Origin of the sequence: Paenibacillus sp. SZ31, from assembly GCF_012912005.1 — a bacterium.
Taxonomy (GTDB): domain Bacteria; phylum Bacillota; class Bacilli; order Paenibacillales; family Paenibacillaceae; genus Paenibacillus.
The window spans coordinates 25,749-46,844 of record NZ_JABBEA010000020.1 but is presented as its reverse complement, the minus strand read 5'-3'; the positions used below and the strand labels follow the sequence as shown (position 1 = coordinate 46,844).

The 21,096-nt window shown below is 45.6% G+C and carries 14 protein-coding genes; 11 read left to right on the top strand and 3 right to left on the bottom strand.

Features of this window, described 5'->3' with window-relative positions:
• The first annotated feature begins 148 nt into the window (after window positions 1–148).
• The 8 genes from HF638_RS25690 to infC all read left to right on the top strand — a co-directional run bounded on the left by HF638_RS25690 (window position 149) and on the right by infC (window position 12,072).
• Entirely contained in the window at window positions 149–1,147 is a 999-nt protein-coding gene (locus tag HF638_RS25690) for an ABC transporter substrate-binding protein (RefSeq protein ID WP_169482824.1), read from the top strand.
• 344 nt (window positions 1,148–1,491) lie between these two features.
• Window positions 1,492–2,970, top strand: coding sequence for an AraC family transcriptional regulator (locus HF638_RS25685; protein ID WP_169482823.1), 1,479 nt, complete (start codon window positions 1,492–1,494; stop codon window positions 2,968–2,970).
• A gap of 786 nt (window positions 2,971–3,756) precedes the next feature.
• Window positions 3,757–6,129: a putative PEP-binding protein gene (locus HF638_RS25680; protein WP_169482822.1), complete on the top strand. Its 2,373-nt coding sequence runs from the start codon at window positions 3,757–3,759 to the stop codon at window positions 6,127–6,129.
• Window positions 6,130–6,244: 115 nt separating this feature from the next.
• Window positions 6,245–8,182: an LTA synthase family protein gene (locus HF638_RS25675; RefSeq protein WP_169482821.1), complete on the top strand. Its 1,938-nt coding sequence runs from the start codon at window positions 6,245–6,247 to the stop codon at window positions 8,180–8,182.
• Between the two features lie 233 nt (window positions 8,183–8,415).
• A complete protein-coding gene (locus HF638_RS25670) occupies window positions 8,416–9,423 on the top strand; it encodes an LLM class flavin-dependent oxidoreductase (RefSeq protein WP_169482820.1) in 1,008 nt (335 codons plus the stop codon).
• Window positions 9,424–9,522: 99 nt separating this feature from the next.
• On the top strand, window positions 9,523–10,272 hold the full coding sequence (locus HF638_RS25665; RefSeq protein ID WP_169482819.1) for a metallophosphoesterase family protein: 750 nt from the start codon (window positions 9,523–9,525) through the stop codon (window positions 10,270–10,272).
• Window positions 10,273–10,528: 256 nt separating this feature from the next.
• Window positions 10,529–11,461, top strand: a complete 933-nt coding sequence (locus HF638_RS25660) for a manganese-dependent inorganic pyrophosphatase (RefSeq protein ID WP_169482818.1) — start codon at window positions 10,529–10,531, stop codon at window positions 11,459–11,461.
• 119 nt (window positions 11,462–11,580) lie between these two features.
• Window positions 11,581–12,072: a translation initiation factor IF-3 gene (gene infC, locus HF638_RS25655; protein WP_169482817.1), complete on the top strand. Its 492-nt coding sequence runs from the start codon at window positions 11,581–11,583 to the stop codon at window positions 12,070–12,072.
• Window positions 12,073–12,261: 189 nt separating this feature from the next.
• Here the strand turns inward: infC and HF638_RS25650 are convergent, their stop codons facing one another.
• The gene (locus tag HF638_RS25650) at window positions 12,262–13,086 is read right to left on the bottom strand and encodes a protein-glutamine gamma-glutamyltransferase (RefSeq protein ID WP_169482816.1); all 825 of its coding nucleotides are present in this window, start codon (window positions 13,084–13,086) and stop codon (window positions 12,262–12,264) included.
• A gap of 272 nt (window positions 13,087–13,358) precedes the next feature.
• Between HF638_RS25650 and HF638_RS25645 the strand changes: the two genes are divergently transcribed.
• The gene (locus tag HF638_RS25645) at window positions 13,359–16,106 is read left to right on the top strand and encodes a PAS domain S-box protein (protein ID WP_169482815.1); all 2,748 of its coding nucleotides are present in this window, start codon (window positions 13,359–13,361) and stop codon (window positions 16,104–16,106) included.
• Window positions 16,107–16,190: 84 nt separating this feature from the next.
• Here the strand turns inward: HF638_RS25645 and HF638_RS25640 are convergent, their stop codons facing one another.
• Window positions 16,191–16,403 (bottom strand): cation:proton antiporter regulatory subunit, encoded by a 213-nt coding sequence (locus tag HF638_RS25640; RefSeq protein WP_062834023.1) that lies wholly within the window; start codon window positions 16,401–16,403, stop codon window positions 16,191–16,193.
• A 120-nt stretch (window positions 16,404–16,523) separates the two neighbouring features.
• Window positions 16,524–17,279, bottom strand: a complete 756-nt coding sequence (locus HF638_RS25635; protein WP_169482814.1) for a hypothetical protein — start codon at window positions 17,277–17,279, stop codon at window positions 16,524–16,526.
• 607 nt (window positions 17,280–17,886) lie between these two features.
• Between HF638_RS25635 and HF638_RS25630 the strand changes: the two genes are divergently transcribed.
• On the top strand, window positions 17,887–19,581 hold the full coding sequence (locus tag HF638_RS25630) for a M3 family oligoendopeptidase (protein WP_169482813.1): 1,695 nt from the start codon (window positions 17,887–17,889) through the stop codon (window positions 19,579–19,581).
• 244 nt (window positions 19,582–19,825) lie between these two features.
• Window positions 19,826–20,977, top strand: coding sequence for an iron-containing alcohol dehydrogenase (locus HF638_RS25625; protein WP_169482812.1), 1,152 nt, complete (start codon window positions 19,826–19,828; stop codon window positions 20,975–20,977).
• Window positions 20,978–21,096: the final 119 nt, after the last annotated feature.

The window sequence follows — 21,096 nt, the reverse complement described above, 5'->3', positions numbered from 1 at the left end:
TTGTATAAAAAAATAGCATCAAATGTACATTGTGAGTCGGCTGAAGCATGAGGTACAATTCACCTAAGCAATAAATGAGAATGATAATCATTATATGTAAAACATTCTCATGGTTACATCAACAGATCACATAGGGGTGAAGGGTATCATGGTAGGTTTTATTAAAGGTTTCAAAGGGTGGGCGATTACATTACTGCTCATGGGTCTAGTTATTTCAGGATGTAGTACAAATACCGCAACGAATGCGGAACAGACTCCTGCAACTGAAAGTGCAGCTTCTGGAGAAAATACTACTGAAACCGAGACAGAGCCTGCTACACGGGTTGTACAGGATGAATTTGGAGATGTGACGATTCCGGTTCAACCACAGCGGATTGCTGGAATATATGTAGAAGATTATCTGAAGGCGCTCGATATTACACCTGTAGTGCAGTGGTATCATCCTTTGTGGGGTGTGCAGGAGTATTTAAAACTGGACGTTCCGCAATTTGATATAACAGGAAGTATTGAAGCTTTGTTGGAATATGATCCGGATCTCATTATTGTGGATGGTGTAGTGGATGCGGAGAAATATGAGATGTATTCCAAGGTAGCACCGACGTATCGTCTACCTGAAGGCATTCTGCAGGATTCCAATCAAGTCTTGACAGCCATTGCCGATGTTGTAGGTAAACCGGATAAGGGTGAAGAAGTTTCGAAGGCATTTGAGGCTAAAATTGCGGATGCCAAGTCGAAGTTGCAGGAAGCGGTCGGGGACGAGACTGTTGCGGTTGTCCGGTTGAATGTTAACGATAACACGCTGGCGTTGTTCGGCATCAAAAATCGCTACACCGGATTTATCTATTCAGAGTTAGGTCTGACACCTCATCCACTGGTAAGTAAAATGGAGGACTACCAGGAGATCCTGTCAGAAGAAGCAATTCCGCAGCTTGATGCGGATCACCTTATTATTTTCCCTTCCAATGGGGAATGGTCATCTCCAGAGAACAAGGAAGCCTTGAAGGTACTCGACAGCAAGTTGTGGCAATCGCTTCCGGCGGTTAAAAATAATCAGGTGTACATTATGGAAAGATCACATTGGCAATCAGGTGCGATTACAGCAAATTCCATGAAAATCGATGATCTCTTGGAAAAAATGACTCCATAAGTGAATCAATTTCATAAGACCTTAATCCATTTTTAGTGAGTCATGAAATTGATTCGAGCATGATCCCATAAGAAAGTTCTTCAGCCAGGGTTGAAGAGCTTTCTTTTTTCGTATACACTGTTTTAAATGATAACAATTCTCAGTTAAGGAAGATGAACATGTGCCCCACGATAATACAATGGATTCCCAAGCCCTGGCTATGCACGCTTCAACATATGGAATACGTAGATCACAACACATCACATATTGATAAACGTTTGCTATACAGAATATCGTCTTCCCACTCTCTATTCGTTGTAACGTCTGGGAAGGGTTCAATGCTTTGCTCAGATCGGGAAGTTCATTTGGAAAAAGGAATGATTATGTTTGTTCCCGCTGGAACATCCATTAAAATAGAAGGTTCTACTTGGACTGAAAATGAATTGCAATACTATAAGCTTGATTTGATGGTCGCTGAGTTGAAAGAAGAGTCTTCGAACGCTTTGTCTAGAAGAAACATGGAGGAGCAGCAGGAACCTCCCCAAAGTACAGATTCTCCGAGAATACTACCTCTTATGCAGCTGAATTACAGCCCGTGGAGTTCCTGTCTGGAATCCTTGGAACAAATACTGCGTCAACAGATCACTGGCGATTGGCTGGAGCAATGGGAGGTGCAGCTTCGTTTCCAGGAGTGGTTCCGTGCTTTGCTTAGCCAGAGTAATCCTGAAATCGAAGCACCAGATGAACGTGCACGTCTTCAAAGTTCAATTCGTTATATTGGCGACCACTATGATCAAATGATAACCGTGGATGAGCTCGCGGCAGATATTGGTCTTACTAGAGCCAGCTATACTCGGCAATTCAAAAAAATTACAGGCAAGCTTCCGCTTGATTATGTGAATACCGTTCGGTTGGAGCGCTCGAAACAACTATTGCAGCTGACGGATGATCGCATCCATGAAATTGCTCAGAATGTAGGATTCAGCAGCGAGTATTATTTTGGTCGCCGTTTCAAGCAATATGCGGGTATTTCACCTGGATTGTACCGCCGTCATCACCGTCAAGAGGTTCGTGTCTTTGCTCCGTATCTGGAAGACTTTGTGTTGGCTCTTGGCGTAAAACCCGTATTGCAATGTTCGCATCATTCCTGGGGCAGACAGCAATATTTGGAGTTGGATGATGTACCCGAATTTGATGTGAGCAAGCAGGATGCTCAGTTTAATCTGGGCAATGTACCTGACTTTATCATGCTGGACAAAGGATATGATCGATGGAATCTAGATCGCTTCGAGCAGGTAGCACCTACATTTTACGTGGATCATTTGGGAGAGGATTGGCGCTCCATTTTGAAATCCACAGCCGATGTGTTGGGGAAGGTGAGTCGGGTTCAGGATGTAATCGGTGCGTATGAAGACAAGGCAATGGAAGCCAAAGGAAGGTTAGCACGTTATATGCGTGGTCAGACGGTAGCTTTTTTACGTATATCTGCATCGGATATTACCCTCTATGGGGATCAGCAGGGCTACGTCGGGCCTGTAATTTATCAGGATCTTGGATTGACTCCTCACTCCCGTGTGCAGCGATGGACAAGACACGAGCGGAGGATTCTCATTGGATTGGAGCAGTTAAGTCAGCTTAATGCGGATCACTTGTTGATTACATTTGACACTGGAAATTCTGCTAAACCTGGAGATGAGCGCAAACTGCTCGAAAGGGATGAATGGAAACACCTGCCTGCGGTGAAGAGTGGTAATATGTATGAAGTGGATTTCATGTCGTGGATGAACTACGGTGTGATCTCGCATGGGAAGAAGATTGAGGATATTCTGCGGTTTATGGCTTGATAATGTATTATCTTAGAGATGTTTAGTTCAAGAGATCATAATCTTTTCAAATACTATCAAAATTTTGTGATGTAATTCGCGGGCACGCTAAGAATCTACGGGTACTGCCTTTTTGGTTAATCTATAATCTGTTTGATTAATAGACCAAATAAAGGGAATTTAATTAGGTTGTGGAATATACTACAAAAGATAGGATGCAACCTAAAGGAGAAGAGTAATGATCAAGGATAAAATTCCAATTTGGTTCTGGTGTACCTCGATAGTAGTTGCCATTATGCTGATAATCAACTTGTTTCAAGTAGATTCTCGTATTAGCATGCTTGCACTAGGCATTCTAAATATTGCTAATGCCATTCGGATGTGGAAGAAATATCGGAACTCAGCAATTATGTTTTTGGTAATAGGTGTTCTTGGTACAGTTTTATTTTTCAAATATCTATTTTAATAATCAGAAGCCTGACCGTCATTTATTTGGCGGTCTTTTTCGTCTCCAAAATTAAAACAATGGTGGAATCACATGAGCGACAAACTACAAAAATATCTTTGCGGCCTCGTGTGTTGAACGATCCTGATCACTACGACGATTGAGCCAATACAACTGCTCAAAAGGCTTGTTTCATCTGAATTTAGTGTAGCGTTTACAAAAAAACAGGATAACGAGCACAAAATGCGAAAGCGGATGTCCTTGACTGAAAGATTGCGACATACCATTAGAAGAAGGCTGATCTGTAACGCAGGGATTGAGGTCTTCAAGCATAGCCATAAATGGCGGATGGGAGAGCTGTAATGACAAAACGGGTAATTCTGTTGGAAGAAGGTACGGCAGAGATGAAAGGGCTAATGGGCAGTAAAGGGGCTGATCTTGCAGAACTTATCCTTGCAGGGTGGTCTGTCCCAGCCGGATTTGCGGTCACAACGGAATGCTGTCGCGAGTTCTGTACCCGTCTTGGACATCTTACCGGTGAAGGAGAGGAAGAGATTGTTAACGCTATCCGGCATCTGGAACAGCAAACCGGCAAGTTCTTCGGACATTCGGAGAATCCGCTACTACTCGCGGTACGCACGGACCAGGACCAGGATCGAACATCATCAGCTTCGACACAATCACTGCTCAATGTTGGTCTGAATGATGTTACTGTGGAAGGACTCGCACGTCAAACCGGTGATCGGTTGTATGCACTTCAATGTTATCTAGATTACTTAAAGGAATATGGACAGCTGGTATATGCAATTCCATCTGAATTTTTCACAGAAATATCGAGTCACGTCAAGGGTCAGGATGAAGCTGAACTTGAATTAACCATTACGGAATTAAAATATTTAATTGAAGCGAAGGGACGTAACCCTTTTCCTCAAGATGTTCAAATTCAATTCAAAGAAGCAATACGTGCGGTACATCATTCACAACGTATTAAAGCATCCAGATCTCAGGACGAGATCATGCGTAAACCATATTATATTTCTTCGGAGCAAAGCGCTCCTGTTCTTATACAGACGATGATGCATGGAACATGCGGAAACTTAAGCGGGACCGGAACAATATATACGCGCAATCTACTTACAGGAAAAAGGGGAGTCACTGGACAATACGTCCCAACCGGGAACGCCAGCCAAACAGATCACGGTCTGGAGCGTTTACGGAATGATGAACCTGAGCTGTACGCACGTTTGCTGGAGATAGGTAGCCAGTTGGAGACGCGTAAGGGCGAAGTGCAGGAAATCACCTTTTTGATCGAATCTGGCGTGTTGTATGTTGCGCAGACTCAGCCCGCCCGATTATCCTCAACAGCCACACTGAGGAGTAATGTGGATTTTGTCCATGAAGGACTCATCACCAAGGAGGATGCACTTCTTCGCATCCAACCTGCGCATATCACGGAAGTGCTGAAGCATTACACAGATTCTAGAAAAGAAGAGAGTATTGGAAATCTTCCCACACAGATCCAGCCAGTAACGAATGCAGAGTGTCCAGCATCTAAGAATAACTTAGGTTCGCCTTCATCATCAGACCTGCAACTACTGCTCGAATGGGCTGATGAAGTTAAAGAGTTGACGATACTTGCCAATGCTGATCGACCACAGGATGCCATGACAGCACGGAAATTGGGGGCTGAGGGAATAGGTCTGTGCAGGACGGAGAACATGCTGTTGTCACCTGCGCGGTTACCTTTTGTACAAAAAATGATCCTGGCAGACAGTGAATCTGAGCGCAGGCGGGGGTTGGAGCGTCTGTTACCGATGCAGCAGTCTGATTTTGAACAGATATTCGAAGCGATGGATGGATACCCGGTAACCATTCGATTACTCGACTTGCCGTTACATGAACTGCTACCGGATCAGGGAGTGTTGGAGAAACGGCGCGAGTGGTTACAAGCAGAGGAGCAGCAGGAATCAAAAGACCATCAGAATGAACTGGAGGAACTGGAGCGTGTAATTCGCAGAGTCAGTGAACTTCATGAAAGTAATCCGACACCGGGGCAACAGGCTTGTCGTCTGAGTACGGTGTTCCCGGAAATCGTTGATATGCAGCTGGAAGCAATATTCCGCGCAGCGGTGAAAGGCATCCGTCAAGGTTGGTGGGTACGTCCGGAGATTATGATTCCGCAGATTGGTCATGTGCATGAACTTCAGGAGATGAGAGATCTGGTAGATCATGTGGCTGACCAAGTGCTTGGTGAGGAGAAGCGGCATTGTCACTATAAAGTGGGGGCGATGATCGAAGCTCCGAGAGCGGCGCTGACGGCGACTCACATTGCTCGGCAGGCAGACTTTTTCTCGTTTGGCGCGGATGAGCTGACAGAGAAGACGTTTGGATATAGCCGCCAAGAAGCCGAGAAGCGATTCCTTCAACGTGATAAAGACTCTCGTAAGGTAACGAATAATCCATTCCATGTGCTGGACACGGAGGGCGTTGGACAACTGGTGGAGATGGCGGTTGTTCAGGGTCGGATTCGTAAACCTTATCTGAAGACAGGGATCTGTGGAGAAAATATTGTGGATCTGGAGTCCATTACGTTCTGCCACCGGATTGGGTTAGATTACGTAAGTTGTTTGCCTGAACAGATCCCTTATGCGCGAATTTCGGCTGCACAAGCAGCCATTAAGGGACAGAGAGAGGGTGCGATCAGACAGAATGCAGATATATCCACAATTGCGTAACAATCACCATGTCCTACACGGAACTTCCATGGAATAGCAACCAGAAAACTGTTATACTGAAATATGCGTTTTGTAAAATGAACGTAAAATTTCAGGGTAAGGGTTGAAAGCGACCATGTATAATTCCAAAAATGAACGAACTTCATCACGGACCTTATTTGCCGTGTTATTCATTCTGATGCTGCTGAAGTTATCACTGCTGCGGTATTTCTTTTTCCAGGGTCTGTCTGGCATCGGTCTGTTAACTGACGCATTAGGCGCACTAACCGTGGTATGCCTGCTGGATCTGATTGTGCCCAAAGGCTGGAAGCGAGCAGTATACGGAGGATTCAATATTCTGTTTTCTCTGGTCCTGTTCGCGGCTACGCTGTATAACGTTCATTTCAGTTCGGTACCCACCTATACCGCGCTTAGTGAGCTGGGGCAAGTTGCTCAAGTGCGAGGCAGTATCGGACCTCTGGTACGAACGGAGCACTTTCTGTTTTTTGCAGACATCGTACTGGCATTGCCACTATGGTTGATCATGCGCAGACGTTCCGGCGGAAGTAACCGCAACAGTTACCGCGATAGCGGTCTGACGTTCGGCAGAATTCGCAAACGTTACTGGGGCAAACTCGGCGTTGCGCTTACCGCTGCATTCTGCATCGTGCTGTCTGGCAGTTTTATTGTCAAAGGTGAAACGATTGATAACGAGTTGGTTCGAGCCGAGAATCTCGGTTTCCTGAACTATCAGGTATCGTCCGCCATTCTGACGAGCAAAGAGAATGAGGCCATTGCGAATGGCAACATTAACGAAACGATCGCCAAGATCAATGAGTTGGTTAGCAAGTATCCGTATCAGGATACACCAAGTGACGGCACAGCCGTGAAAGCCAAATATTTTGGTCAGGCCAAAGGCAGCAATCTGATTGTACTGCAACTGGAGTCCTTTCAGAATTTCCCGATTAATGCTTCATTGGACGGTCAAGAGTTAACGCCGGTACTGAATGAACTGGCCAAAGAAAGCTATTATTTCTCTCATTTTTTCCAACAGATCGGACAGGGAAACACATCAGACGCGGAGTTCATGTCGAACACATCTATCTATCCAACCGGAGTTGTTCCCATGTCAGCAGGGTATAGTGACCGTGAACTGCCGAGTCTTCCCAAGTTATTAGGAAAAGAGGGATATGAGTCCGAGACGTACCACGTCAATGACGTCACCTTTTGGAACCGGAACAAAATGTATCCGGCACTCGGATTCACTCGTTATTTCGACAAGCCCAGCTTCGAGAATGACAGATTCAATGACTTTGGACCATCGGATGAAGAGTTATATCGTGTAGGTGTGGAAAAAATGACTGCGCATCAGGCTGCGAATCAGCCGTTCTATGCTCAGTTCATTACGGCATCAAGCCACTCGCCGTTTACGGTTCCCGCTGATCGTGCACGAATTACGATTCCTGCGACCATCACGAACAAACTGCTTCACGATTATCTGCAAGCGATCAACTATACGGACTATGCCATCGGTCAACTCATTCATGAGTTGAAGGCGAATGGATTATGGGATAACACAACGCTAGTGCTTTACGGAGACCATTTCGGTCTGCCTGCTGACGAAGAGATTACACAGCAAATTCAGGCCAATCTGGGCGTTCCTTATGACGGCAAAGTAAGTCGTTTCAACATCCCGTTCATGATTCACACGCCGAAACAGACCAAGGGGCAATTGATCGAGCAGCCAGGCGGGCAGTTGGATATGTTGCCAACGATCATGAACCTGATGGGTGTTTCCCTTCAAGATGAGAAGTTCACTGCCTTAGGACATGATTTGCTCAACATGGACCACAATGCCTTCGGTATCCGGTATTACTTGCCAACGGGTTCATTTGTCAACAATGACATCATGTTTATTCCAGGTGCAGGCTTTGACGATGGAACAGCTTATTCACTCAAAACATATGAACCGGTAACGGATTTGGAACCGTATCGTTCCGATTATGAACATGTGCTCAGCCTGATGAAACTGTCTGACGAGTATGTGAAGTTGTTACCGAAACGTGCGCCATAAGTTATTATTTCTCCAATAGTAGTTAGTAAAAACGTCACCGGTCTAAAACTGGTGGCGTTTTTTGCATGTTTATTGCACAAGTGTGGTAATAAAGAGGATAACTAAAGTTTGAAACTGTAATAATTAATGTTACAATGGAACAAGCAAGAACGAAGTGAGCAAAAGCGCGTAATATTCGCAGAACTCATATTCACAGAACGCATGAACCTAACAGACGAGAGGATTGAATATATATGAAACTGAGTGTACTTGAACATGGACATATCAATGAAGGCAGAAGTGTACAGGATACGTTGCAGGAAACGGTGAAACTCGCGCAACATGCGGATCAATTAGGGTATTCCCGTTTCTGGATGTCGGAGCATCATGGTAGTGGGGCGCTATCTTTCTCTAGTCCTGAAGTTATGATTGCACATGTGGCTGCACATACGGATCGAATTCGGGTAGGTTCCGGCGGTGTCATGCTGCCTCATTATAGTGCTTACAAGGTTGCAGAGAATTTCCGTCTGCTGGAAGCTCTGCATCCGGGACGCATTGACCTTGGGATAGGCAGAGCACCGGGCGGCATGCCGATTGCCAGCAGAGCGCTCAACGAAGGCAAATCTTCGAATGTACATTTCTTCCCACAGCAGATTGCGGATCTGGGTGGATACTTCCACGAGCAATTGCCCGAGGATCATCGGTTCGCATCCCTTGTAGCTGGACCATCGGTTCCAACGGTTCCGGAAGTATGGTTGCTGGGTTCCAGCTCCGAAGGTGCGAGAATTGCTGCGGCGCAAGGGACATCGTATGCGTTTGCCCAATTCTTCGGAACACCAGGCGGCGAAGAAGCGATGAAGCATTACCGTAGACATTTCAAGCCGTCTATCCTGAATGATAAACCACATTCAATGATTGCTGTCTCGGCATTCTGTGCGGAGACAGAGGAAGAAGCCGCTGAACTTGCACGCAGCAATGAACTTTTCTTCCTGCGCCTTGGAAGAGGTCTTGAGCAAAGTTCATTCCCATCTCTGGAGACGGTGAACAACTATCCATTCACAGCGATGGAGATGGAACAGATCCGTCAACGTCGTTCTTTTTCCATCGTGGGTACACCGGATCAGGTGAGAGACAAAATTACCGCTATGGCTGAACGTCATGAAGCGGATGAAGTCATTATCGCGTCAGCGGTCCATTCGTTTGAAGCACGTCTGCGCTCATTCGGCTTGATTGCAGAAGCCTTTGGACTCAAGCAGGACTAATGGTGAGCAAGCGGGAATAACTACTCTGAATAGACTGGAATCTTGCGCTTGCAAGATTCCGGTTATACTCTTGCGTGATCAGGGAGAGGAGAGATTCACATGCGCAGATGTGTCATTAGTGATATTCATGGCTGTTACGATGAATTTAATGCACTGCTTAAGCTTGTAGATTATGATCGGCAGCAGGATGAATTGATTTTGCTCGGTGATTATGTGGATCGTGGTCCATACAGCAAGCAGGTCATTGAACAGATTATGCAGCTTCAGCAACAGCAACATATTATTGTGATCAAAGGCAATCACGATGCCATGATGGTCAAGGCATTGACTCATGATGTTGAGGAATATGACCAACACTGGATCCGTAATGGCGGGTTACAGACGATAGCAAGTTATCTGGATCTTACTTATGATGATGAGCAACAGATAGATTGGGAAGCTTATGCTGAAGCCAAAAAATGGATACGTACACACTATGAACACCATCTTCGTTTTCTGGAACAGCTTCCGCTGGTGTACGAGATTCCCGGTTATATTTTTGTACATGCCGGGATCAACCCGGATATTGAGGATTGGAGAAACCAGTCCGAGCGGGACTTTATTTGGATTCGTGAATCATTCTATTCCAGACCAACGACGATTAAAGAGACGGTTGTATTTGGACATACACCTGTGAAGCATTTGCATGATGAGACAGGCATCTGGTTTGACCCGAGCGGAGACAAAATTGGCATCGACGGTGGTTGTGCCTACGGAGCGCAATTGAACCTGTTGGAGATTAGCGAGGACGGCAGTCTACAGACTTTTTTTGTACAGCAAGGGCAGAGCCTGAGAGAGCCTGAGATTTAATATTTTCGTTGCTTATCAGGGTTTCGTATGCTAATTTATAGGGTTGTACGATGGAATAAATACGATACATATCATATTGACTTGAGGGGAATGAACCAAGTTTGGCTATTTTCCAAAATGACTTACCTGAGAATGATTTGCAATTAATTCGCTGTAAAGGGATTGGAATTAAGCCCTATTAGCGCTATAATCAGTAGGGTATGATTGAAATATGACATGTATTATTCTAAATCAGAATTGACGGAGGGCTATTAATATGGAAAAAGCGTTAATCTTCGGTCACAAAAATCCCGACACGGATACGATCTGTTCGGCAATCGCCTATGCGGATCTCAAAACAAAATTGGGTCAGGACGTTGAAGCTGTGCGTCTCGGCGAAGTCAATGGTGAAACCCAGTTCGCACTGGATCAATTCAAAATTGCAGCACCGCGTCTGATTAAAACAGCTGCAAATGAAGTAAACAAGGTTATTCTGGTTGACCACAACGAGCGTCAGCAAAGTGTAAGCGATATTGAAGAGGTGACTGTCGTTGAAGTTATCGACCATCACCGTATTGCTAACTTTGAGACAAGCGGACCTCTGTATTTCCGTGCAGAGCCTGTAGGTTGTACAGCAACCATTTTGAATAAAATGTACAAAGAAAATGGTATCGAAGTGAGTGCGCCGATTGCTGGTCTGATGCTGTCTGCCATTATCTCCGATTCCCTGTTGTTCAAATCCCCGACTTGCACTGAGCAGGACTTAGCCGCTGCACGTGAACTGGCTATTATTGCAGGTGTAGATGCAGACAGCTATGGTCTGGACATGCTTAAAGCCGGCGCGGATCTGAGCCAAAAAACGATTGCTGAACTGATTTCCCTGGATGCCAAAGAATTCGTGATGGGTCAATCCAAAGTGGAAATTGCACAGGTTAATGCCGTTGACGTGAATGATGTTCTCGTGAAGCAACCTGAGCTTGAAGCAGCTATTGAAGCGATCATTTCCAGTAAGGGTCTCGATCTGTTCGTATTTGTCGTAACAGACATTCTGAACAACGATTCCGTTGCCCTGGCATATGGTGCATCCACTAAAGCGGTGGAGAAAGCCTACAATGTGACGCTGTCTGATAGCAGAGCTATCTTGAAAGGCGTAGTATCACGCAAATCGCAAATTGTACCGGTTCTAACTGAAGCATTCAACACGCTGTAAATCGGACGGATTAGCGTATTCGTACGCTGATATGTATTGCAAATAGTAGCAACACCATCCTAGCCTGCTCTGATCCGTAAACGGTCAGGACAGGCTTTTGATGTGGAGGAGGAAGAATCATGATCAAAAATGAAAAAATTAAAGCAACCGAAGTGCAGCTTACCGGATTGAACGGTGAAGATCTGGGTGTGATGTCGACGCAGGAAGCTCTTCTACTTGCGAAGCAGCATAAAGTAGATCTGGTGTGTCTGTCCTTGATGACGAGTCCACCACCATGCAAGCTGATTGGCGCAGGAGCAGCCAAAGCGGAAGCGCAGCAGGCGAAGAAAAAAGCGAGTCAATCCCCCGATAAACGTAAAGTAAAGGAAATTCGATTAAACCTTGCGATGGAGGATCATGACCGGGATACGAAGCAGTCTCAGGCGGAGCGCATTCTGAAGAAGGGTGATTCGGTAAGACTCGTCATTCAGGTGCATGGAGCCAAAGAAGGGGCTGCAGGCAAGGAGTGGGCAGAGCAACTGAGCAAATCGCTGGCTGAATTCGGTAGCAAAACGACGGGTGTCCAGGTAAGTGGTAAACAAGTTGTTGTGCAACTTGACCCGAATGCGTAAAATGCTAGAAGCGCTCATCGATGTAGCACAAAGGTAAGACAATGCTGATACAGTAATGATCATTTGAATGTGAGGAAAGCCCAATGAGGTGGCAGGGTAACTGCTGCTCCATTGGGCTTTTTTCGTTGTCATCCAGCTTGAGATATCATGCGTGCAATTCAATGTGCAAGCCGTTTCCGTTCCGTTAGTTCAGCTTCGTAAATAACGACTGCCCCCAAGGCGTACGTACAACTGTCCGGGTAATACAGGCGTAGAGCCAGCGGCCATATTATTCTGGCTGTTTTTGGCGAATCGGGATAAATAAAAGAAGTCCGGATAGATCACCATATCCATTAAGTAGGCGGAGACCCGGCTACCTAGAAAGCGGAACTGATTCAGAGTGCGTATAATATCTTCGCCGCGTGCAATGCCAATGCCATGTCCATAATACCAGTTCTCCCGCAGCATTATCGTATTCTCTCCCTGCCACTCGGGGGTTTCGGGAGAGACATCCGGATTTTTAAAATACAACACATCTCCCGGAAGGGCGGTTTCACTACCGTTTTTTTCCGTCAATCGCAAGTCACTGTCATAATGCCAGTCAAATAGTAACAGATTTCGAAACAGCGAATTAAAGGCATCTTCGCGAATGCTTCCCAGCACGCCACCATACAGCACAATGACGGTGGCTGTTGCACATTCAAAGGCGTATAAGTGTCCATTCCTCCAGATATCCCGGATGCCCTCAGCGGGGGTCACATTCGATTTGAGCTCGAATCCACCCTCAGCATTACGATTCCAGTAGGCAGGATTACATCTGGATTTTTCAAAGGATGCAAAACTCACCCCGCTTCGATCAAGTCCTTCAGCAGCATCCACAAGAGAGCCCCTCAAGTCCCATTCAAATCGAAGATGATCCATGGATTGGTACACATACCTCGTTGGACGATTCTGGAGTTGCTGTAACCAATACCATTCAAAATCAGACCATTCCGCTCGGTTCAGTTCGACCGGTTGATTGGCAACAATGATCATGTTCCATAACCTCCGTTCCTGTTCGAATATTCAACATTGTATAATTGGGAAAGCACGGGTATTGTGTAGTATATGACGTGATGAGTTCGAATTGGTATGTACACAATGAAAGTCGTCAGTATCCAAGATTAAAAATGTCGATTCATGTGGGGATTTTGCCTAACCTCGTTTATAAATCATGGCATTTGGGGTAGTACTCTATAGATGAAGTTATGTTCAGGTCGATCTGTTCATACGGAATACATTCAGATTCTCATAAAGGAGGACATGTGGTGTCTAAATCCATTACAGAGAGCCGGTCTCTGTTCGAACAATTGTACACGCACGCACCCATAGGCATTGCTGTCGCTTCACATGTGAATGGACGTTGGTTGCAGCTTAATCCGGCATTTTGCGAGATGCTCGCATACAGTGAAGATGAACTAATCGATACGTCGGTCATACATATGATCTATGAAGAAGATCTGAACATGGAGGAATTCCGCAGCAAATTCTGGGAAATGACCCATGAAACACGCCCAATGTATGAGACGGAGTTCCGTCTGAAACGAAAAGACGGTTCGTTATTATGGGCAACCATTAGAGCTTGCATTGTGAGGGATGAAACGAATGGTGAGCCATTGTATCTGTTGGTACAGGCTGCTGACATTACGAAACAAAAGGATGCAGAGGAACGCCTCATTGTGCAGCGTAAGCAACTGGAAGAGAGCAGTCGCATTTCACGTCTGCTGGCAGAATCTTCGCTTGACCTGATTGCCATACATCAAGCCGATCCTGATCGTACATTCAAGTATGTATCGGATGCATGCAAAAGCATGTTGGGCTATGAACCGGAAGAAGTAATAGGTAAGCCGGGAGTATTCGTTATCTATCCCGAGGATATCCCTTTGGTTGAAGCCTACGTGGAGGAGCAGAAGCGGGGTTTGGCTCCGAAACGAATTAGTTACCGACTGCAGCATAAGGATGGATCTACGGTATGGGCAGACACCATTACTCATTATGTATATAACGATTCAGGTACACTGATGGAGATGGTCGCGGTAACTCGTGATATCTCAGCCAGTCAGCAACAACAATTAAGTCTGCAGGAGTACAGATCGTTATTTGACTGTAACCCGCTGGGAGTCGCTTCTCTAGATCTGGAAGGCAATCTGTTGAAGGCCAACGTGGGTCAGGAACAATTGACAGGACACACCAAGGAGGAGCTGCTCAGTCGACCTTTTGATCATCTCGTTGATCCTGGGGATCTGGAGAAGACTCGTCATCATTTTGAAGAGACGGTGAAAGGCACTGCACAGAGCTACGAGATAGGTCTGATTCACAAGGATGGGCAACGAATTGAGACGAGTGTGATTAATGTTCCCATTTTACTTGAGGACAAAGTCGTTGGAATCTACGGGATCACCAGTGACATTACTGAGTCCAAACGTTACGTGGAAGAAATCGAGAACCTGAGTTATGAACGGGCACTGATTCTGAATGGCTTGTCTGAGGGTGTGATTGGACTGGATCTGGAAGGCAATCTGAACTTTGCCAATCCGGCCGCCGCGGAGATCATGAATTTCTGTCCAAGTGAAATGAATGGTAGACCGCTCGAACAGATTATGATCCAAATGCAGAGCGAAGGCATCCCTTATGCATCCAAGGATACACCGATTCTGCAGGCTGTACGTGAGGGACGAAGTCTGCCGCGTACCGAATCCGTATTTTGGAGACCGGATGGGTCCAGTTTCCTGGCTGAGTTTCAATTGAAGCCGATTATGGATCAGGGGAGAACCCGTGGAGCCGTTTTGGTTTTCCGTGATATGACATCGGTGAAGGACATCATACGTGCCAAGGAAGCAGCAGAACATGCAGACCGTGCGAAGTCCGAGTTTCTCGCTATCATGAGTCATGAGCTTCGTACGCCATTGAACGGCATTATGGGCATGGCTCATCTGTTGATGGAAACCGAGCTGGAGGAGGAACAGAAAGGCTTTGCGGAAATCATCATTGACAGTGGTGAATCTCTTTTGTACATTTTGAATGAAATTCTGGATTTCAGCAAAATCGAGGCAGGCAAAATGGATCTGGAGCGCGCACCTGTAGATATTAAGGCGATGCTGAGTGGTGTGATCGAACTGTTTGCACTGAAAGCCTCTGAGAAAAATATTGAACTCTACTATGAAATGTCGGATCAGATTCCTGAACGTGTTCGAGGGGATGAGACGCGGATCCGGCAGGTGTTGATTAATCTGGTGGGTAATGCCGTTAAATTCACAGAGCAGGGCCGCATTACGGTGAAGGTAGGCGTTGATTTCTCAGAGGAACATGGTCAGGATCACCTGATGTTGATCTTTAAGGTCCAAGATACAGGGATCGGTATTCCAATGGAGAAGCAGCACCAACTGTTCCAATCCTTCTCACAGCTTGATCCGGCCATCAATCGCAAGTTTGGCGGGACAGGTCTGGGACTTGCGATTAGCAAGAAACTGGTGGAGTTAATGGGTGGAGCGATTGGCGTACTGAGTGAGATTGGTGAGGGAGCAGAATTTCAGTTCACCCTGGTGCTTGAACGATGGCGCGATGAAAGTAGTGACTCGATCGAAGTCGCCGGGAATGATGAACTGCCATTGGATCGAGCAAGTCTTGCGCATGACATCAAAATTTTGATTGCCGAGGATCAGGCGGTCAATAGTCATCTGCTGGAGGAAATGCTGCGTAAATTCGGCGGGGTATGTGATATTGTTGAAAATGGTGCGCAGGCCGTTGAGTTATTGAATAATGTACAATATGATCTGGTGTTTATGGATATTCAAATGCCGATTATGGATGGCATTGAAGCAACCTGCAAAATCAGGCAGACCCATCCGGAGATCCCGGTCATCGCAGCGATTACAGCCTTTGCAGGCGCCAGTGACCGTGAGGAGTGTCTGAAATGCGGAATGCAGGACTTTATCAGCAAACCGTTCCATTCTACAGAGATTAGCCGTGTACTGAATACATGGGTCCCATACATCCGCTCTCAAAGAGTAGAGTAACAGGAAAAATAACCTGTGCCTTGAAAATCAAGGTGCAGGTTATTCTGTCATTCAGTCCTATTAATAGGCTCCTGATAACAAGGATCAGGACCATCCTCCGATTAACCCGGAGAGGGTTACGCATTCGTCATCTTCCAATTCTGCAATCAGAGTGAGTTCTTCGTTGTCTTGTGGATCAACGGAGAATAATTCACGGCGTCCGTCTTCGTGTACAATAATGACTAACTGATTGCCGCCCTTTGTATCAAACTGGTACTTAACTCCGATACCAGGTAGTGGGCATTCCCGGATATTCATGAAACCTGTCACCTCTTTAGCTTTTGCTTAATTAACAATCTAACCGTTCACACAGTACGGATGTATTCTACTATCCATAACACCGTTTGGCAAGTCACAAATAAAATTATTGTGATGCAATTAACGTTTACCGCGATGTGATCTTGCACTTTGACGCTGTCTGGCCCGTCTGCGGCGAACGAAAATCCAGATGAGCAGTGCAATGATTAACAATAAGCCAAGGACTGCCACAATGATGATATTCCGGATATTGGGAACCTGTACAGTCAGATCTAGCTTATTCATCTGGAGTGGTGAAACGTGCCAAATGAGCGTTTTTCCACCATCCTCCACCTGGTCCGCGTTGGAATCGGCTGCCTTGATGGGCAAAGACAACTTGAAGTCAAAGTTAACATCTTTTAACAAGAGGTTCTTCAGAAAGCTAGGCACCTTGTTAATCTGATTTTTGATCTCACCATCCGGCATGGACTCCATGAGATCGGCTTCTGCTGTGATATGCATTTTGGAAGTGAAGAAGCCCGGCGTAGTGGATTGTTCAACCTGGATGCCTTGGGGTAACTTAGACGTATCAAAGCTGGTCGTATTGTTTTTTTCATAATGGGTTGTCGCGGTGAGTTGCTTCTGATCTCCCTGTTCCGAAACCTCTGCCTGGAAGTTATTTCGATTCAGTGCATCTGCGATCAGAGGCATGAGATTGTCTTGTCCGATCTTTCCAAGTGCAGAGTTGGTTACATTGAGATTGAGATCCAGATCCGTTGATCCATCCATATTCACCGTTAGATGCGCTTCTCCATCCGCACAGGCGGATAAAATAGATAACATAAGGACTAGTAGAGCAGTAAGCATTAGCTGACGTAAAGGGATGCGAGTCGACATGTCTTTCAACCTTTCTGCGTAAATATCCAAATTCCAATTCATAGAAGTATAGTATACACCGTAAGCATGGCGGATGAAACTTTGAACCGTGCAGCGAGATAAGCATGATACAATGAGAATGGGGACATAATTGATTTATTAAAATTAAAGATTTCGTATTTTTGTCAATGTTCGGTCAATTCAAACGGGGCTTCACCGTGTACACTAGTAGTAGTGTGATGAATATACGGAAGCAGGGAGGTTACATTCATGACATATATCATTATTATGGCTGTTATTATGGTCGTGGGCATGGTCGGAATGGGCTGGTTCTATCAGATTATGGATAAAGACCAAAGCTAGTATTCATTAATTGTGGAAATGAAGAGACAAGCCTATAAGCTGGCTTCGCTAATGCGAGGCGGGCTTATTTGTGTGGAAAAACATCTTGAAGTGCATGACCTTACATTGGCACGTAATATATATAACCAGTCGTGTTGCACAATTTGACCGGTGGACAAATATTTTTCGTAAAGATGGGATTTTTTAGCTGCTCTTTTGTATAATAGGGGATAGTTTAACTCGGGATATTCCCGAAATTCTGCCAAACAGGAAAGGGTGTACATAAATGAAATTTGGTGAGTATACGTATACACGTCCCGATCTGGAACACATCAAGACATCTTTCCGTGAGCTGCTAAGCGGTTTCAAAGCTGCGGCAACGGTTGAAGAACAAAGCGGATTCATGGATCAGATTAACGCGCTGCGCAGTGATTTTGAAACGCAAGCCCAATTGGTCTACATCCGTCATTCCATTGATACGAATGATGAGTTTTACAAGGCGGAGAACGAATTTCTGGATGAGAACGCACCAATTGTGCAGGAATACATTACGGATTTTTACCGCGCACTGGTTAACTCCAAATTCCGCAATGAGTTGGAACAAAAATGGGGTTCACAGCTGTTCCAACTGGCAGATCTTTCATTGAAAACATTCAGCCCGGAAATTATTGAAGAACTCCAGAAGGAGAATAAACTTTCCACAGAATACAATCAATTGATCGCTTCGGCCAAAATTCCGTTTGAGGGTGAAGAGCGCACATTGCCACAGCTTCATCCATTTGAACTGTCCACGGATCGCTCCATGCGTGAGCGTGCTTCGGAAGCCAGATATACGTTCATGGCTGAACATGAAGCTGAATTCGATCGTATTTACGACGAACTGGTTAAAGTACGTACACAGATCGCGAAGAAACTGGGATATCCAAGCTATGTGGAACTCGGCTATGATCGCATGAACCGTACGGATTACAATGCTGAGATGGTAGCCAACTTCCGTGCACAAGTTCGCGATTATATCGTGCCTGTAGCGACCAAACTCAGAGAGCGTCAGCGTAATCGGATTGATGTGGAGACGTTGTATTTTTATGATCAGGGCTTCAGCTTCAAGACGGGTAACCCGACTCCGAAGGGTGACGCGGACTGGATTATCGATAATGGTAAAAAAATGTACGCTGAATTATCACCAGAGACGGATGCATTTTTCCAGATGATGACCGAAAACGAGCTTATGGATCTGGTAAGCAAAAAAGGTAAACAGGGCGGCGGATATTGTACGTTCCTGAACGATTACAAAGTGCCGTTTATCTTCTCCAATTTCAACGGTACCTCCGGTGATATTGATGTATTGACACATGAAGCAGGTCATGCTTTCCAGGTGTATGAAAGCCGTGATTTTGCAGTGCCTGAATACAACTGGCCGACATATGAATCGGCTGAGATTCATTCCATGAGTATGGAGTTCTTCACATGGCCGTGGATGCAGTTGTTCTTCAAGGAAGATACGGACAAGTACAAGTTTGATCACCTGTCTTCCGGTCTGTTGTTCATTCCGTATGGTGTAGCTGTGGATGAATTCCAGCATTTTGTGTATGCGAACCCGGATGCAACTCCAACGGAGCGTAAGCAGGCATGGCGCAACATTGAGAAGACCTATCTGCCACACATCAATTACAAAGATAATGAGTATCTGGAGCAGGGTGGTTTCTGGCATAAACAGGGTCACATTTTCTCATCGCCATTCTATTACATTGACTACACGTTGGCACAAATCTGTGCATTCCAGTTCTGGAAACGCAGCAATGAGGACATGAAGTCCGCATGGGCCGACTATCTGACATTGTGCAAAGCGGGGGGAAGCCTATCCTTCACTGGATTGGTTGAACTGGCTGGATTGAACTCTCCATTTGAGGATGGTTGTGTATCCTCCGTAATTGGGGATATTGAGGCATGGCTTGACGGCGTGAACGATAAGGCGCTGTAAGCCTTTGTACGTATGCTTTTAGTGAAAGCATCTTCCATTATAGAATAAGTAGTGGGGGAGCTTTGAAATGGATAAGAAAGACGGCTTGGAGACCTGCGGGTGTCTAAGTCGTCTTTTTCATTATGGATTAATTCAACCTCAGTGTAACATTTATCGGACTCATTGTGATTTATTTCACTATATCTGAAAACGGATTCAGTTACAATGTAGATAGTAAATCAGGGGTTACAGGAGGCTGGTTCAAATGGCAACACATGCATATTATGTTCCGCCCGTGAACTTGATGGGTAGAGGATGTTTACAGGAAGCAGGCCAGATGATTGAACAGATGGGTATACGCAAAGCGCTGGTTGTAAGTGATCGTCAATTAATTACTTCAGGCGTTGCTGAACAGGTACTGTCTATATTAAGAAAATCAGGGTTAGACTATTTCGTATATGATGAGGTTCAGCCTAATCCAACATGTCAGAATGTACATGACGGACTTCGAGTATTCCAGGATCATGGCTGTGACGCCATTATATCGATAGGCGGAGGTTCACTGCAGGATGCTGCCAAAGGCATTGGCATTGTAGCTACCAACGGTGGCCATATCCGTGAATATGAAGGATTGCATCAATCGAAACATAAGTCCGTGCCACTTGTGGCTTTTAACACAACGGCTGGCACATCGAGCGAGGTGACAATTAACTACGTGATTACAGATGAGGAACGTAAAGTGAAGATGGTGATGGTAGACCGCAACAGTCTGGTCTCCCTGTCGGTTAATGATCCGGAGCTGATGCTCAGCAAACCTGCAAGTCTCACAGCGGCCACAGGAATGGATGCGTTGACCCATGCCGTAGAAGCGATGGTTACGCCGGGTGGATTTACAGTGACAAGTGCGACAGCTGCAGCAGCTGTTGAACTGATCTTCGAATATTTGCCAAGAGCTGTGAGAGACGGCAGTGATCTGGAAGCGCGGGAACATATGACGTACGCGTGTTTCCTGGGTGGAATCGCTTTTAATAATGCGGGCCTTGGTTATGTGCATGCGATGGCGCATCAACTGGGTGGCGTATATGATCTGCCGCATGGTGTATGTAACGCAATGTTACTGCCCTATGTAGAGGAGCTGAATGCCAAGCATGTACCGGGCAAATTCCGTCATATTGCTAAGGCAATCGGTATGGATGTGAAGGGTAGAAGTGATGAGGAGTGTTCAGATTACGTCATTGAGGCCATACGTCAGCTGTCGAAGGAAGTAGGTATCCCTGAGAAACTGTCTGAACTGGGTGTAAAAGATCCCGATGTGGAACTGCTTGCCGATAACGCGATGAAAGATGCCTGTGCACCAGGCAACCCCTATCAACCGTCCAAGGATGAAGTGATGGAGCTGTTCCGCAAAATTATATAGATTTGAGCACAAAGAGAGCCAGAGTATATTCTGGCTTTTTTAGTATTGTGTGAACTTCTGAGTCGGTTGAATACGGAACCATTTCCTGTAATGGATATATTAGTTTTAATCCTGCTGTA

What these genes read in the sequence shown, in the direction of transcription:
- HF638_RS25690 (WP_169482824.1), top strand. Translation starts at nt 149, where the DNA reads ATGGTAGGTTTTATTAAAGGTTTCAAAGGGTGGGCGATTACATTACTG.
- HF638_RS25680 (WP_169482822.1), top strand. Translation starts at nt 3,757, where the DNA reads ATGACAAAACGGGTAATTCTGTTGGAAGAAGGTACGGCAGAGATGAAA.
- HF638_RS25675 (WP_169482821.1), top strand. Translation starts at nt 6,245, where the DNA reads ATGTATAATTCCAAAAATGAACGAACTTCATCACGGACCTTATTTGCC.
- HF638_RS25670 (WP_169482820.1), top strand. Translation starts at nt 8,416, where the DNA reads ATGAAACTGAGTGTACTTGAACATGGACATATCAATGAAGGCAGAAGT.
- HF638_RS25665 (WP_169482819.1), top strand. Translation starts at nt 9,523, where the DNA reads ATGCGCAGATGTGTCATTAGTGATATTCATGGCTGTTACGATGAATTT.
- HF638_RS25660 (WP_169482818.1), top strand. Translation starts at nt 10,529, where the DNA reads ATGGAAAAAGCGTTAATCTTCGGTCACAAAAATCCCGACACGGATACG.
- infC (WP_169482817.1), top strand. Translation starts at nt 11,581, where the DNA reads ATGATCAAAAATGAAAAAATTAAAGCAACCGAAGTGCAGCTTACCGGA.
- HF638_RS25650 (WP_169482816.1), bottom strand. Translation starts at nt 13,086, where the DNA reads ATGATCATTGTTGCCAATCAACCGGTCGAACTGAACCGAGCGGAATGG.
- HF638_RS25640 (WP_062834023.1), bottom strand. Translation starts at nt 16,403, where the DNA reads ATGAATATCCGGGAATGCCCACTACCTGGTATCGGAGTTAAGTACCAG.
- HF638_RS25635 (WP_169482814.1), bottom strand. Translation starts at nt 17,279, where the DNA reads ATGTCGACTCGCATCCCTTTACGTCAGCTAATGCTTACTGCTCTACTA.
- HF638_RS25630 (WP_169482813.1), top strand. Translation starts at nt 17,887, where the DNA reads ATGAAATTTGGTGAGTATACGTATACACGTCCCGATCTGGAACACATC.
- HF638_RS25625 (WP_169482812.1), top strand. Translation starts at nt 19,826, where the DNA reads ATGGCAACACATGCATATTATGTTCCGCCCGTGAACTTGATGGGTAGA.